11 protein-coding genes are annotated in these 15956 nt (G+C 61.7%); 1 reads left to right on the top strand and 10 read right to left on the bottom strand.

Annotation, left to right across the window (positions count from 1 at the left end; translation table 11 throughout):
- Window positions 1–44 precede the first annotated feature (44 nt).
- From TZ03_RS01070 to TZ03_RS01030, 9 genes are all read right to left on the bottom strand, one after another.
- The gene (locus TZ03_RS01070; protein WP_051095162.1) at window positions 45–977 is read right to left on the bottom strand and encodes a 3-hydroxyacyl-CoA dehydrogenase NAD-binding domain-containing protein; all 933 of its coding nucleotides are present in this window, start codon (window positions 975–977) and stop codon (window positions 45–47) included.
- Complete coding sequence (locus TZ03_RS01065) at window positions 977–1726, bottom strand: SDR family NAD(P)-dependent oxidoreductase (RefSeq protein WP_051095418.1); 750 nt, start codon at window positions 1724–1726, stop codon at window positions 977–979. Before TZ03_RS01065 ends, TZ03_RS01070 begins: the two co-directional genes overlap by 1 nt.
- A 5-nt stretch (window positions 1727–1731) precedes the next feature.
- Window positions 1732–3153, bottom strand: a complete 1422-nt coding sequence (locus TZ03_RS01060) for an aminobutyraldehyde dehydrogenase (protein WP_051095161.1) — start codon at window positions 3151–3153, stop codon at window positions 1732–1734.
- A 20-nt stretch (window positions 3154–3173) separates the two neighbouring features.
- Entirely contained in the window at window positions 3174–4103 is a 930-nt protein-coding gene (locus TZ03_RS01055; RefSeq protein WP_051095417.1) for a 3-keto-5-aminohexanoate cleavage protein, read from the bottom strand.
- 8 nt (window positions 4104–4111) lie between these two features.
- A complete protein-coding gene (locus tag TZ03_RS01050; protein WP_051095159.1) occupies window positions 4112–4870 on the bottom strand; it encodes an SDR family NAD(P)-dependent oxidoreductase in 759 nt (252 codons plus the stop codon).
- Window positions 4867–6009: an aromatic ring-hydroxylating oxygenase subunit alpha gene (locus TZ03_RS01045; RefSeq protein WP_051095157.1), complete on the bottom strand. Its 1143-nt coding sequence runs from the start codon at window positions 6007–6009 to the stop codon at window positions 4867–4869. The genes TZ03_RS01050 and TZ03_RS01045 overlap by 4 nt, the downstream gene beginning before the upstream one ends.
- Window positions 6010–6166: 157 nt before the next feature.
- Window positions 6167–7195 carry a GlxA family transcriptional regulator gene (locus TZ03_RS01040; RefSeq protein ID WP_051095155.1) on the bottom strand — a complete coding sequence of 343 codons (1029 nt, stop codon included), beginning with the start codon at window positions 7193–7195 and terminating at the stop codon, window positions 6167–6169.
- 134 nt (window positions 7196–7329) lie between these two features.
- Window positions 7330–7989 carry a hypothetical protein gene (locus TZ03_RS01035; protein WP_051095153.1) on the bottom strand — a complete coding sequence of 220 codons (660 nt, stop codon included), beginning with the start codon at window positions 7987–7989 and terminating at the stop codon, window positions 7330–7332.
- Window positions 7986–9278 (bottom strand): AAA family ATPase, encoded by a 1293-nt coding sequence (locus tag TZ03_RS01030; RefSeq protein WP_051095152.1) that lies wholly within the window; start codon window positions 9276–9278, stop codon window positions 7986–7988. The genes TZ03_RS01035 and TZ03_RS01030 overlap by 4 nt, the downstream gene beginning before the upstream one ends.
- 566 nt (window positions 9279–9844) lie before the next feature.
- Here TZ03_RS01030 and TZ03_RS01025 point away from each other — a divergent pair.
- Window positions 9845–13924, top strand: coding sequence for a DEAD/DEAH box helicase (locus tag TZ03_RS01025; RefSeq protein WP_051095151.1), 4080 nt, complete (start codon window positions 9845–9847; stop codon window positions 13922–13924).
- Between the two features lie 51 nt (window positions 13925–13975).
- Here the strand turns inward: TZ03_RS01025 and TZ03_RS01020 are convergent, their stop codons facing one another.
- Window positions 13976–15946, bottom strand: coding sequence for a cytochrome D1 (locus TZ03_RS01020; protein WP_053388380.1), 1971 nt, complete (start codon window positions 15944–15946; stop codon window positions 13976–13978).
- Window positions 15947–15956 lie beyond the last annotated feature (10 nt).

Genomic DNA, 15956 nt, shown 5'->3' with positions numbered 1-15956 from the left:
CAACGGCAAACTGGCCCGAGACGGTATGCGTCTCGGGCCCAAACTCAACGGCGCCGCATTGGCGCGGTTGCCTTCAACATGTGAGTGATCAAGTCATCCCGCTGGGTCGCGAGTGATGCCCAGCTGTCGGTGCCGGCTTCCTGATGGACACCCGCCACCAGCATCGCGGCCGTTTCGGCATCCAGGCGTGGATCGCCCAGGTCATCCCACCAGCCGTTGAAGCTGTCGGTGTATTTCTGGCAGAAGGAAGTGAGGCCTTCCGAGCCGCCGCCGAGGTGGAACAGCAGGGTCGGCCCCATCGCTGCCCAGCGCAGGCCGGGCCCCGCCCATACCGCTTTATCGACGTCTTCCACGCTGGCGACGCCGCTCTTGACCAGATGAATGGCTTCCCGCCACAGCGCAGCCTGCAGGCGGTTGGCGACATGCCCCTTCACTTCGCGGTTGACCCGAATCGTCACTTTCCCGACCAGTTCATAGAACCGCTCGGCCTGCTCGACTACGCCCGCAGCGGTCTTGTCGTTGCCCATGACCTCGACCAGCGGGATCAGGTGTGGTGGGTTGAACGGATGGCCAAGGATGAAATGCGAGGGGTTGTTCCACCCCGCCTGCATCTCGCCCAGGCGCAAGCCGGACGCGGACGAAGCCACGATGGCACCGGGTTTGAGGGCGGCTTCCAGCTTGGCGAACAGCTCGTGCTTGATGGCGATCCGCTCCGGTACGCTTTCCTGCACGAAATCGGCGTTCTGTACGGCGCTGGCGACATCGCCATGGAAGCTCAACTGGCCCGGTTCGGCATTCGCCAGGCCCAGCTCACGCAGCGTCGGCCAGGCATTGTCGATGTAGCTACGCACATCGGCTTCCAGGGTCGGCGACGGGTCATACACGGCGACGTTACGCCCGGATGCCAGAAACAGCGCAGCCCAGCTGGCACCGATCACGCCCGCGCCAATCACTGCGACATTTTGAAATTCACTCATCAGAAAAACCTCGGTTGTAGAGGGGATGCACTGGTCAGGCCGCCATCGACGACGATGCACTGCCCGGTAATGAAGCGCGCCGCGTCGCAGGCCAGCCAAGCCACGGTCTCGGCAATATCCTCAGGTTGGCCAAAGCGGCCGGCCGGGTGGCGCGCCAGGGCGTCGGCCTTGGCGCTTGCCGGGTCCGCCGCCATGGCGAAGGCATCTTCGGCCATCGCCGTCATGATCCAGCCCGGGCACACCGCGTTGCAGCGCACCTGCGGGCCGTGGTCGACCGCGATGGAGCGGGTCAGCCCATGCACGAACGCTTTCGAGGCGTTGTAGATCGCCATGGACGGGTCGGCGGTCTGCCCGGAGATCGAGCCCAGGTTGATGATCGAGCCACCCTGTTCGAGCATGCCCGGCAACACCGCCCGACACAGGTTGAAGGTGCCGCGGGCATTGATCCCCATGACTTCGTCCCAATCGGCATCGGTGCTTTCCAGCACGGTCTTCTCGACCTGCACACCCGCGTTGTTGACCAGCACGCCCACCCGGCCGCAGCGCTGCTCGGCGCGCTCGACGATGTAGCGGGCATCTGCAGCGCGGGATACATCGGCCTGCACCCATTCCACCGAACCATCCAGATGCCCGGGCCTGGCGCCACGCCCGCAGGTGACCACCTGCCGCCCCAGCGCCACGAATTTCTCGACGATGGCCAAGCCGATACCGCGGCTGCCACCTGTTACGATCACGGCTGATTGGTCCATGCTGATCACCCGTGTGCGAGCATGACGTGGCGGACACTGGTGTAGGCGTCCAGCGCGAACACCGACATGTCGCAACCGTGGCCTGAACCTTTCATGGCCGCCCAGGGCATTTCCGGCGTGGCAACGCCGTGGGTATTGACCCAGGTAAAGCCGTAACGCAGCCGGCTGCTGGCCTCCATGGCGCGGCCACTGTCACGAGTCCACAGCGACGAAGCCAGGCCATAACGGGTGGCATTGGCGATCGCCACCGGGTCCTGATCCGGGGTGAAGCGCGACAGCGAAATCACCGGGCCGAACAGCTCCTGGGTGGCGATTTCAGCGTGATGGTCGACATCGGCAACCACGGTCGGGCTGTAGAAGAAACCGCCGCCGGGCTGCACCGTGCCGCCGGTGACCACCTCGGCATAGGCCCGGGCGCGGTCGACGAACCCCGCCACCCGTTGCCGGTGCAGCTCGCTCACCAGTGGCCCCATCTCGGTGCCGATTGCCCGCGGTGCGCCGACCTTGATCGACGAGGCGGCTTCGGCCAGGGCACTGACGACCCGCTCATAGACCTTGCTGGCCACCAGCACCCGGCAAGGCTGGGCGCAGTCCTGGCCGGCATTGAAGAACGCCGTGGCGCGCAAGGTGGCGACCAGCTTGTCGATATCGGCGTCTTCATAGACGATCACCGGGGCCTTGCCGCCCAGCTCGACATGCACCTGGCGCATCTGCTGTGCCGCGGCGCGCATGGCCGCGCTGCCGGTAGCTGGCGAGCCGGTGATGCTCACGGCTTCGATGCCGTCGGCATTGATCAGGCGGGCACCGAGCGAACTGCCCACCCCGTGCACGATATTGACGACCCCCTTGGGCACTACCTCTGCCAACAATTGCCCCAGCCGCAAGGTCGACAGCGGGGTGAGTTCCGAGGGCTTGAGCACCACGCTGCAACCGGCGGCCAGCGGCGCCGCAAGCTTCCAGGCCGCCATCATCAGCGGGTAGTTCCACGGTGCAATGGCCGCCACCGGGCCGATCGGGTCGCGCCGGATCAGGCTGGTGTGCCCTGCCACATATTCGCCAGCCGCCACACCGGCCAGGGTGCGCGCCGCGCCGGCAAAGAAACGGAAGGTATCGAGGGTCAGCGGCATCTCATCCTCGAGTGCCGATGGCCAGGGCTTGCCAACGTTCTGGCTTTCCAGCGCAGCCAGCTCTTCGGCATGTTGCCCGATCACCTCGGCAATGTCCTGCAACAGCCCGGCACGCTGTGCCGGGGTGGTCTTCGAATAGCGCTCGAAGGCTTCCTGCGCGCTGCGCACGGCACAGTCCAACTGTGCTTCGTCAGCCTGGCGAACGCTGACGATTTCCTCCCCGCTGGACGGGTCGATGACAGCCAGGGGCGCAGCGGCGCCTTCAACGAGCTCGCCGTTGATCAACATTCTGGTATGCATGGCGTATCCCCAATCACGAATCACAAGGTGATCTGGTCGCGACCTTTCAATCCAAGGCGCGCCCTGGCTTCTGCGGGCGTGGCTACCTGGAGCCCGAGGTTCTCGACGATCGAGCGGATCTTCAGCACCTGCTCGGCATTGCTCTTGGCCTTCTCGCCGGCGCCGATGAACAGGCTGTCTTCCAGGCCGACCCGCACGTTGCCGCCGAGCATCGCCGCCTGGGTGGCGAATGCCATCTGGTGCTTGCCCGCGGCCAGTACCGACCACTCGTAGTCCTTGCCGAACAGCTTCTGCGCCACGGTATGCATGTGCATCAGGTTGTCCAGGTCCGCGCCCACGCCACCCAGCACGCCGAACACGATCTGGATCAGGAACGGTGGCTTGACCCAGCCCTGGTCGATGACCCACGCCAGGTTGTACAGGTGGCCGAGGTCGTAGCATTCGAACTCGAAGCGGGTGCCATGGCCGTCGCCCAGCTCCTTGACGATGTATTCGATGTCGGCAAAGGTGTTGCGGAAAATGAAGTCGCGGGTGCTGTCGAGGAACGCTGGCTCCCAGTCATGCTTCCAGTTCGAGTACTTGGCCTTCATCGGGAAGATGCCGAAGTTCATCGAGCCGACGTTCAGCGAAGCCATTTCCGGGCTGACCGCCAAGGCAGCACGAAGACGCTCTTCGCGGGTCATGCCCAGGCCACCGCCGGTGGACACGTTCAGCACCGCATCGCTCTGGCGGTGGATCTGCCCCATGAAGTCCTGGAACAGCTCTGGACGGGGATCGGGTTTGCCGGTCTCAGGGTTACGGGCATGCAAGTGGATAATCGACGCGCCGGCGTTGGCGGCCTCAATGGACGAATCGGCGATCTGCTGAGGGGTGATCGGCAGGTATTGCGACATGGTCGGGGTGTGTACGCCACCGGTGGTGGCGCAGGTGATGATGACGGATTTTGGCATGGCGAGGCTCACAGTTTCATTTGTTGGACTTGGGCGGTCAGGCCGCCGTCGAGGATCCACAGCTGCCCGCTGGCATAGCGGGCCTCGTCACTGGCCAGCCAGTACACGAGGTTGGCGACATCGTCCGGGGTGCCATAGCGCCGGGTCGGGTGTACGTCGCGCACCGCGCTTTCCAGGCTGGCGATGTCGCCATGGCCCTGGAAGAAACTGCGCAGCATCGGCGTGTCGATGTAACCGGGGCATACGGCATTGACGCGGATCCCTTCGGGGCCGTGGTCGCAAGCCATGGCACGGGTCAGGGCATGCACAGCGCCTTTGCTCGCGCAGTAGGCCGCCAGCCCTGGGTCGGCGATGAAGCCGTCATAGGAGCCGAAGTTGATCACGCTGGCGCCGTTGCTTTCGCGCAGCAACGGCAAGGCATGCTTGCTGACCAGGAAGGTACCGGTGACGTTGACCGCGAATACCCGGTTCCACACCTCCAGGGTGGTGTGCTCGATGCTGTGCTCGACCTCGATGCCGGCGGCATTCACCAGCACATCGAGCCGCCCATGCTCCCGGGCCACCTGCTGCATCGCCGCCTGCACCTGCGCTTCGTCGGCGACATTCAACGGCACCGGCGTCGCCCCTGGCACAGGATGCTGCTGCGCAAGGTCGGCGGCATAGACCACAGCCCCTTCCTTGAGCAATCGCTCGCACACAGCCCTGCCAATGCCGCCCGTGCCGCCGCTGACAAAGGCGATCTTCCCGTTCAGGCCGCCGCCGCTCATGGCTTCACACAGCGTGCGTAAGCCTCGAGCACCAGCCCGTGGAAGTGATGCAAGGCATGCTCGGATTTACCGGAGCCATTCGGGTCAGTGACGATGCGTCCCTGATCGAATGCAGGGGTTTGCATGCCGCGCTGAACGTTCTCGACCAGCGAGATGTCCTCCACCTGCAGCACCTCATCCAGGTAACGAATGGCCTCTTTTTCCATGTCGTCCGGCTCGGGCGTCTCCAGGAAGAAGTCATAGGTTTCAAAGGTGCGGTCCGGGCCCATAGGCACGATATTCAGGACGATCATCGAGCTGCGACCTGGGTAGCGCATCAGGCAGGTGTTGGGCCACAGCCACCAGACCGCGTGGGTGCGCACGCTAGCCTTGGACACGTCGTAGGCCGAGTTCTGGCCCTTGCCGGCTTCGGCCATGTGGCTGGAGTAGATGCCATGGGTCTGCACCTTGTAGGTGTCCATGTCGACCAGGGTGCAGAAGTCCTTGTGCGCGGTCGGGCAGTGGTAGCACTCGAGGAAGTTGTCGACCACGTTCTTCCAGTTGGACTTGATCTCGTAGGTCAGGCGGTGGGCAAAGGTGAGCTTCTCGATGTCCGGCGCCCAGTGCAGGATCTCCTTGGCCAGGTCACCGGATTGCTCGCGCAGGGGCGCAGCCTGTGGGTCCAGGTTGACGTAGACGAAGCCACAGAATTCCTCGACCTGAACCGGCGTCAGGTGGATCTCTTCCTTGTTGAAGTCTTTCAAGCCGCCGACATGCGGGGCCGCGACCAGGTTGCCGTTCAGGCCATAGCACCAGGAATGGTAAGGGCAGACGATCCGGCGGGTCTTGCCTTCACCTTGCAGCACCGGATGAGCACGGTGCTTGCAGACGTTGTAGAACGCACGCAGGCTGCCGTCCTGGTCACGGACTACGGCGATCGGATGCCCGGCGATATCGACGGTGGTGTAGCTGCCAGGTTCGCGAACCTTCTCGACGTGACAAACCCACTGCCAGCTTTTCGCGAGGATGGCCTGCTGGTCGAGGCGGAACCATTCGGGTTCAACGTACGCTTCGGCACGCAGCGACTGGGACAGCAAAGGATCCGGGTCGTAGCCCTGTTTGATCGATTCGAATTGGCGAGGATGCAGCAACTCAGACATATCAACGGCCCTTTTATTGTACCGGGCAAAGGGTATTTGCCCGTTCTGTGGGGTTGATGATGGTCTGGGGCCGATCGGTTAAATGTGCAAAATACGCCGTATTTTATTCTGTTCTGGACATTGTCGTTTTTGGGTAAGTGCCGCCTGGAAACGACCGTTATGGCCGTGTCACACCGCGCTGGTGCATCGGCCAGGCCCGGTAGTCGAATGGCACCCTGCCCTCCTGGCGGTCCTGGCGCGGGGTCAGGCCGAAGCGTTCGCGGTAGACGCGGCAGAAATGCGACTGATTAGGGAAACCCGAAGCGACGCCGACCTTGGTCAGCGCCAGGTCGGTCTGGGTGACCAACCCGCGCGCCCGGTCCAGGCGAATGTCGCGGTAGTACAGCGCCGGGCTCTTGTGCACCACCTGGCGGAACAGGCGGTCGAGCTGGCGCTGGGAAATACCCACCTGTTCGCACAGCGCCGGAATGCCGATGACCTCCTCCAGGTGCCGCTCCATCAGCTTTATCGCCTGGCGTACCGGCAACGGGATGGTATGCCCCAGCGGCTGCTGCGCCTCCGGGTTCTGCTGGGCGCTGCCTGGCCGGAACTGCTGATGAAACACATAGCGCGCCGCCTCATTGGCCAAGGTCTCGCCATGCAGGTTGCGAATCAGCTGCAACGCGGTGTCGGTAGCCGCAGCGCCGCCGCAGCAGGTAATGCGTTGCTGGTCGAACACATACAAGTCTTCGACGATGGTGACATCGGCATAGAGCTCCTGCAGGGCATCTATGTGTTCGTAGTGCGCAGTGGCCCGCCGCCCCTTGAGCAACCCGGCTTCGGCCAACAGGAAGGTGCCGGTGTCCAGGCCACCGAGCAGGCAACCCTTGCTCGCCCAGGCTCTCAGCGCCCCCTGCAAATAACTGCTGTGGTGCTGCTCAGGTGCCCAACTACACGAAAGCATCACCAGGTCCCAAACCTGATCACGCACGTTGGCCAGCGACTGGGTGAACAGGTCCATACCGTTGGAGGCACGGATGCCACCGCCCTCGACCGAAGCGAACGCCCAATGGAAGCGGCTCTCGCCGCTAAGGTAGTTGGCGGCCCGGAACGGGTCGACGAACGCGGTGGTCGCGGCGGCGTTGAAGTGTGGGAAGACAATCACCAGGAAGTTGAACACGGCGGTCTCGAACGGTGGCAGGAGCATCGATGATAAGACAATGCGCCGTAAACATTTCAACTGCACCTGTTCTCGCCTGATGGAGCTCATTGAGCTGTCTTGTAGACATGGCATTGTCGCTACGCTTCGTCTGACAACCAAGCGAGGCGTCAACCGACGTGTTAGGCGCCCAGTATCCTTTCATCAGCACGCCCCTCTATCTCCCTAGCCAAAAACGGCGCACGTCGCCGCAAATAGTCCAATTTGATGTCACCATCGAAAAATGCTGTTGCGTATTCCTCACGAACTTTCAAACAATCGTGATCGTTCAGTTTCAGGCGCTCGATAGTGGCGAGCACTTGCGCCTTGGTCATCGGGTCAAGACCTTCGCCGGGGATGACCTGATAGCTGACCAGTTCAATACGGAACCACCCATCCTCGACCTCGAAAGGATCCAGCACATCCTGATAGTTGTTCTTTCGGGCATTCATAAGAGTGCAGGCCAAGCGGTAGTTCTTCCACTCATATACATCCTGCCATGAACAAGACTTGGGTAGCATATGGTCCACTGAACCACCGCCTGTGACTCGCTCAATATAGATACAGATGTAAGCGCAGAGACGGCCGTATGCTTCCATCAAGTCCGGCAGGGCATTGGTCCACACAGCTGGAAACTTGTCAGCGGGAATATCTTCCCGTGTTGGCGCCACTACCTTCCTGGGCCGCCCTCTGCGCGCAGACAAGCCCTCTTCACCTACCAGTTCGGCAATGGCGCGAAGCCCTGGTTTTCTTACTGTCTCATCAAAGCTCTCAGGCTCATCCACCAGCTCGACTCGAATCATCCGTGGCCCACCCGCTGCTCGCGAAAATGGCTCCAGCGAATCCAGAAAGAATCGACATCACTCAGGCTACCCCGAAGTGCCGAGTCAATATCGCAGAGTGTGCTCTTCTGCTCAGCTGTCAAAGGCTCCTTCTGTAGGCTGACTTCCCGCAAGAATGTCCGGGCACGCCCCAATGCCTCTTCGGCAGCTACAGAACTTGGCTCCTTCAGGTTGAAAACCTCGGAAGATAGCCAGGCATTCACATCTCCTTTACGCGAATACGGATAGAGCGATGCCTGCACTTCGGTGCCGACAAGATCGAAATCCCAGATGCAGTCACGCGAACCGTCAAAATCAGGTTCGACCGAAGCCAGCACCAACGGCGAGTGAGTCGCCGCCAATAGCTGTACAGGTACCTCACGGCTGCCGGTCAGTGCATTCATGACATTGAGCAGCGCTGGGACAATACGGCGTTGCCATTCCGGATGCAGGTGGCACTCGATTTCATCAATGAGAAAGATGATCTCTCTGGCCGGTTGAACCCGATAACGCTCGTAAGCCAGTTGATGCTCTCGCCAGGTCCATACCAGAAGGTAAGCTAATGCCGCGATACGACGCATTCCAGCCGAAGCCTGAGTCAACGGTACATCTTGTCCGTAAGGCATGCGCAGTGAGGGAATGTCACGAACACTATCGCCCACACGCATCGGCTGCCCTGGCTTCATTTTTTCCACACCAGAAGGTGATAGAGCATCCAGCACTTTGACCAGATCATCGAAAGCGGGCTTGCTACCTTCCTGCCACAGAACCCAATCACTGATCAGCCCGTTGCAGAGTTGGGTTTTACCGTCGCTGGAAAGCAAGCCATTCCAAACCGCATCAGGTGAAAAGTCGAAGCTACGTGGACGGTTCGGTGCTGCGGCCTCCCCCCGATCTCCCTTCCAGTAGTTACGGGCCGGGTCCCACACTGAGAAGCTGCCATCAACACCTGCATAGATCACTACCCCAGGAATCGCCGGACGACTCTGCTTGACCGACCATTGCTGGGACTCATGGTCAAAATTACTTTTGTAGGCAAACTCGCCGGTGCTTCCTTCATAGCAGTACGCGATGCTCGACTGACTGGCGCCCTTACGCGGAGTGGCTATGCCATCTCTGGGCCAAGTACGCGTTAGTGACCACCAGGCAATGTCCAAAACAAAACTTTTTCCCAGACCATTGTCGCCGGTCAGGAAATTCAGGCGCGGTGTGAAGTCGATGGCGAGCCTCTCTGCAGGGCCAACACCTTCAAACGTCAGGTTCTTAAGCATGGGCGGTGTCTCCAATCATTCAGGCGCCGACCCATAGGCGCAATAGGATGCCCCCAAAACCGTTGGGTGCTGTCCGGCAACAAGGTGCTTATACCTATCATCAAGCAATCATTTTGAGGAAAAGCAATCGACTCTCCAATGCGATGACCGCCCAGGCTGGGCATGTCCTTGCGCTGGATTTATCTGAGGCCGCTAGCCAAGCTCGTACACTACGTACGCTACACGGACGCTTGGTTTCTTGGGCAATGAGTTCAGCCGCTTGGGCTTGAGTGACGCCTGATTGCTCAATAAGCCACAGGAGCTTGTCTTTAGGGTACATGGAAAGCCTCGTAGGCACATGTGCCTATTGTAATGCATCGAGGCAAACTCGTCGAAAGCCCTCAACCTCACCTCCCAGAAGGCTCTGCAACAGCTTGTGGGCTGCCTGCACGACAGGTACAGAGGAAACTCAGTCTGTCATTGCAAAGCTCGACAAACCGCCCCCGGATAAGGAACATGGGCGGCCACAAGATAACTTGAACCATGGCACCCGCCCCCACGCCATAACCGTACCACCGAGGTCCTGGATGTCCCTTCGCCCCGATTCTCTGCCTGACCATTGCCAGGCCGTGCTCCATGCACTGGCAACGTCGTTCCCTGGCAAAGGTAAAACGTCGCTGCTCAAACTGCTGCGGATCATGGGTATCCGTGACCACGACGGTAATCTGCTTGACGTCAGCACCTTGCCCGGTTTGCTGGAGAGGCTTCAAAGCCAAGGCTGGGTCGAAGTTGAGCGGCGCAACGAAGGGCAATATTTCGTCCTGGCTGCACACGGTCGTAACAGCGTATTGCTAAGCCTGCTGGGCACAACCGCCGGTAGCCTGCGATTGCAGCAGATCAACGCCAGTCTGCCTGCGCTTGGAGAATGGCAAGTCCCTGGCAAACCCCGAGCACTGCAAGAACTCTGGCTGAGCTTGCTCAGCGGTGACAGCGAGCGATTGCAGCAGTGGCTGCACCTGTCGAGCAGGCTACTGCCGGTGAGCGAATGGCTCGCCCAGCACCCCATGCAACTGCTGCAGTCCGACGCGACCGGCCTGGAAGTGATCGGCCAACTGGACGAGACGGTGCGTCGGCTGCTGCTGGAGGATCACCTGCGCTTGAACAACAGCCTGCTGGGGCCGGTCGCTGGCAGCTATGCATTGGCCCAGCACGAGATGGCGCTCAGGCCGTCCCCAAAGCTGGGCCAGCAATTGCTGCTGCAGGCACTCTGGCGCGGCGACTGGAAAGCGCTGCAGCACTACGGCGGGCAGGACCCGCTGACCACCCAGAGCCTGCAGTCGATGCTGCGCGGCCAACCCCACGAGGCCCTGCAACTGTTGCGGGCTTGGCTTACCGAACAGCGCAGACAGACCAAAAAGCGCAAGATCGACCTGCCACCGCTGCTCAATGCACTGTATTGCCTGGCGCTCATCGCTGAAAACGACAGCCAGCACCGCGCCGCGCTCAAGCAGGCACTGGCCCTGGGCGAAAAGCAGAACTACGGCAGGGCCTACCCGGCGCTCTATCAGGTGTTCGAGCGATTGCAAGGCAACAAGCCAGAACTTTCGTACTTGCGATCGAACGAGCTCAATGGCCTGGATGGCCTGCTGCTTTCCCTGGCACTGTACTGGCTGGATGCCCCTTTCGCGCGCGAGCCTGATTGGCGCACAAGCCTGGAAGATTACCGGGGTGAGCTCGATCGGTTGGGTTACCACTGGCTGGCGGCGGAATTCGACGCCCTGATCGCGGTGCAGTTCGGCGTGCCACGGCAGCTTCACGATCTGCATCACGACGAAGGTCTCAAACCACTGGTTGCGCAGCATCAGCGCCAGGAAGCCTGGCAGCATGCACTCAGCGCACTGAGTCAGCTCAGGCCGGCGACTGCGCAGAGCGGCCCGACTGGCAAGAAGAGCACCCGCCTGGCGTGGCTGTTGGATCTCAATCACTTCTCCAACCAGCTTGAGCCACGTGAGCAGAAGCTTGGCGCCAAGGGGCAGTGGAGCAAAGGCCGCCCGGTGGCGCTCAAACGGCTGATGGAAGAAGGCGACAGCCTGGACTTCCTTTGCGAGCAAGATCACCAGGTGATCAGCGTGATCCAGGCCAGTAAGTACTTCTATTCCGCCGAGTACGAATTGCCTCTCGGCGTGGCCCTGCCCAGGTTGGTCGGCCATCCGGCGTTGTTCTGGCACGACGCCCCTGACACACGTATCGAGCTCCAGACAGGCCAAGTCAGCCTGCACCTTCAGACGCAGGAGGGGCAGATTCATCTGCACCTCGAGCCACAGGGTATCGTCACCGACGACACCTACTACCTGCACCGGCAAACGCCGACCCGTCTGCAGATATACCCGGTCAACGGCGATCTGCGGCAGATCGCCAAGATCATCGGCGACGGCCTGCGCGTACCGCAATCGGGCAAGGCGCAACTGATCGAAGCCATCGCTGCCATCGCCCCGCTGCTGCCCGTCCATTCGGACCTGCCCGAACTTGCGGTGCACCTCGAGCAAGAACTTGCCGATACGCGCCTGTACGCCCATTTGTTGCCACTTGCCGAGGGTTTTCGCTTGCAGCTGCTGGTGCGCCCATTGGCCGAGAGCAGTTGGTTTCGCCCAGGCCAAGGCGCGCAAAACGTACTCGGCGAGCGCAACGGCAAGCCATTGCAGGTGTGCCGCGACCTGGAGGGCGAACGCCAGGCACTGCAACAGGTGCTGCAGGCCTGCCCCGGCCTGGCCAACGCCAGCAGCGATGGCCAGGAATGGCAACTGGATCAGCCCCAGGATGCTTTGCAGGTACTCGGCGAACTGCATGCACTGGATGGCGACCAGCTGCACTGCGTCTGGCCAGAAGGCGAACGCTTGCGCATAAAAGGCCGCCTGCAGTTGAACGAACTCAAGGTGGGCCTGCGCAAACAGGGCGAGTGGTTCGTCCTGCAAGGTGAAGTCGCACTCGATGACGGCAAGGTGCTGCAGCTGCGCCAGCTTCTGCAACTGCTCAAGGCCAGCCCGGGACGCTTCCTCAAGCTCAACGAGCGCGACTGGCTGGCACTGGACAAGAGTTTGCGCAAACGCCTGGATGAACTGGCGCATCTGGCTGACCGGGTCACCGACCAAGGCCTTCGCCTCAGCCCGTTGACCACACCGCTGCTGGCCGAGTTGGCCACAGAGGTGGGCGAGTTCAATGCCGATGAAAGCTGGCGCATGCACCTCGAAAAACTGCAGTCGATGCGCACTTACCAACCTCAGCTACCCCGCACCCTGCAGGCAGACCTGCGCGCCTACCAGCATGAGGGTTTCATCTGGTTGGCACGCCTGGCTCAATGGGGTGTCGGTGCCTGCCTGGCCGACGACATGGGCCTGGGCAAGACAGTACAGATACTGGCCCTGCTGCTGCAGCGCGCCGCCGACGGCCCGCAATTGGTGGTGGCGCCGACTTCGGTAACCCTCAACTGGCAGGCTGAAAGCCGGCGTTTCGCCCCGCAACTGAAACTGCATCTGTACCAGCAAGAGCGCAATCTGGCCGACCTCGGCCCCGGCGACCTGGTCATCACCAGCTATGGCCTGTTGCAACAGGACAGTGCAGCCTTCGCCGCCCGTTGCTGGAACAGCGTCGTGCTGGACGAAGCCCAGGCGATCAAGAATGCCCAGACCAAGCGCTCCCAAGCCGTAATGGCCTTGCAGTCCAATTTCCGCGTGGTCGCCACCGGCACCCCACTGGAAAATCACTTGGGCGAGCTGTGGAACTTGTTCCGCTTCATCAATCCGGGCCTGCTCGGTAACCAGGAAAGTTTCAACAGCCGTTTCGCCACCCCCATCGAACAGGGCGATGCAGCAGCCCGACGGGCTCTGAAAGCACTCATCCAGCCCTTTATCCTGCGCCGCCTCAAAAGCCAGGTCCTCGACGAACTGCCCGCACGCACAGAGATCACCTACAAAGTACCGCTTTCCGACGAGGAGGCTCACCTCTACGAAGCCCTTCGCCAGCAAGCGGTAAATAATGTCTCCGACTTGTCTCCCGGAGCAGGCAAGTCTTTTCAGATATTGACCGAAATCACTCGTCTGCGCCGGTTCTGCTGCCACCCGACACTGGTAGTGCCGGAATCGGCCCTGCCAGGCAGCAAATTCCAGGCCTTTACTGCCATCGTTGAAGAGCTTTTGGACAATGGCCACAAAGCCTTGGTTTTCAGCCAGTACGTCGATCACCTGAGCATCGTCCGTGGCTGGCTCGCTGAAAAAGGCATCGCCTACCAGTACCTCGATGGCAGCGTACCCGCCAAGGATCGGGAAAGCCGAGTCAATGCCTTCCAGGCTGGAGCAGGTGAAGTCTTCCTCATCAGCCTGAAGGCTGGCGGCAGTGGCCTGAACCTCACCAGCGCCGACTATGTGATCCACCTCGATCCCTGGTGGAACCCAGCGGTGGAAGATCAGGCCAGTGACCGTGCCTACCGCATTGGCCAGCAGCGCCCGGTGACCATTTACCGGCTGGTAGCCGAGAACACCATCGAGGAACAGATCGTCGCCCTGCATGCGCGCAAACGAGACCTGGCCGACAGCCTGCTGGAGGGCGGTGAGGTCAGCGCCAAGCTGGACGCCAACGCCCTGTTGGCGCTCCTCGCTGGCGCGATGCACTGACTCCACGATCAGCTCAGGCGTGCGCCGTCTCCAGGGCTGCGAAGGCCTTGTTCAGGGCTGCGGCGACGGCAATGCACGCAAGCTGGCAAAGCTCTGCCCATTGCCGCCCAGCCGTGCCGAGGTCGAGCGCACTTGCAGGTAATAGGCACCTGCGCGCTCGAGCTGCAACGGCGCTTCGTAGATGCCTTCTTCGACCTCTCGGGCCGCCACGGTGGCCTGCCAGGAAGAAGGCACCTGGTAATAACGGACCTGCAGATCCTGAAGGCCACGCCAAGGTGTGCCGGTACCGCCTTCAAGCACGCGAAACCGCGCCATTATCGGCTCGCTACTCGCGGTCACGGTGGCTGCATCGAACATGAACTGCACCTGCGCAGCCGCGCGGGACCTGGTCAGCGAGGGGGTCTCCCGCACGTCGACAGTGAAGCAATGTGCTACCTGCGGCTGGTTGAGCATGAACGCCATGTCGAACGCCCCCGCCGCCGGCAGCTTGATCCGCCCACCGAAAACGCCCGGTTGCACCTCACGCAGGCTACGATCGACCACCGTGGCTGCGCGTGCGGTATGGCCACGATTGAGGTAGCCGGACATCGGTGCGTTCATCCCTTCCATGTAGTAATAAGCCGTGTTGTCGACCGGGTTGACCACGAACACCGCCGCCTCGTCCCGCGCCGGGGCCAAGCTGTCTGCCAACGGCAGGTTGCCGGCCAGCTTGGGGGCTGCCGGGCCCGCCTCGAAGGACTGGACAATCGGCTGCTTGCCCGCCCCCAGCGAGGACAGGTTGATCATGCTTACCTGGGAAGACGCCAGGCCACGCACATAGGCGAACGCCCGGGTGAAGGTGAGTTGATAAGGCTCGGGAGTGACCTGCAACTCATGCACAGGTTGGTCATTGCTCGAATCGATCACCAACAGCCGGTCCTGCGCAGTGTTGAGGACCAAACCGAAGCGCCCGTCCGGGGTGAAACGCATCGGCCCCACCCCCTGGCTCACTTCGATCACCTTGCGTATCGCCAAGTTGCGGGCATCGATGACACTGACGGTACCGGCCTTGCCGTCGCTCACGTACACGGCCTGGGCCAGCGCTGAATAGGCTGCCGACAGCGGTTGTGGACCTGTGGCGATATCACTCACATGACGCAAGTTGGCGATGTCGAACACGCTCAGCGTGCCGCTGTCGCGGTTGGTTACGAATGCACGCTGCGAATCGTCGCTGAAGCTGATTTCGTGAAAGCCCTGCCCCGACGGGTAGCTGAAAACGCGCTCCCGGGTTTGCGTATCGATGACCGTCACCCCGCTGCTGCTGCCATCGCTGTCGTCGTTGCCGACCCACAGATAGCGGCCGTCCGGTTGCAGTGCCACCCGCACCGGCTGGCGCCCTGCCGCCACATACTGAAGTACCCGGAAACTGTCGGTATCGACCACGGCGATTTCCCCGGCATCGGGCAGCGACACATACAGACGTTTGTCCTTGGCGCTGACCGCCCAGTCCATGGGCGATCGCTTGAGCGGGATGCGGCTCAGGGTGCTGGTGATACCGCCAACAGAGATGGACGGGTCGATCACCGTGATGCTCGGGTCCTGGTTCAACAGCAACAGGTAATAGCTGTTGAGATCCAGTAACGGCCGCGCGCCCATCACGCCTTTGAGGTACACACCGATGCGCGCCTTGCACCCCAGCTGGCGGTCATCACCGCCGACGGCCGCTTGCGCCGGGTCCAGCCAGGCACCGGGCGCTGCCCCGCTGAGGGGCTGGCCGCTGGCCGCATCGCGGATGTGAAAGCGAACATCGGCCAGACTACCCTCGACCAATGGTCCATCGCCGCTCACCGGCAAGGCTTCGAACTCAATCACAACACCATCGCGGACCACCCGCTGGCGTTCACTCGACGCTACCGTTTCGGCAACCGGGGGCACCATGGCGTCCTGCTGTGAACCACGCGTCTCGAAGTACAGCCCTGCTCCGACCAGCACGGCCAGCAACGCTGGTGCCACCAGCAAGTACGCTTTGCCTCTGCGTTCCATCCTGTCGCCC

The sequence above is a fragment of the Pseudomonas sp. 10-1B genome, assembly GCF_000935045.1.
Taxonomy (GTDB): Bacteria; Pseudomonadota; Gammaproteobacteria; order Pseudomonadales; family Pseudomonadaceae; genus Aquipseudomonas.
The sequence above is the reverse complement of the archived record's forward strand: the minus strand, read 5'-3'. Positions and strand labels throughout refer to the sequence as shown.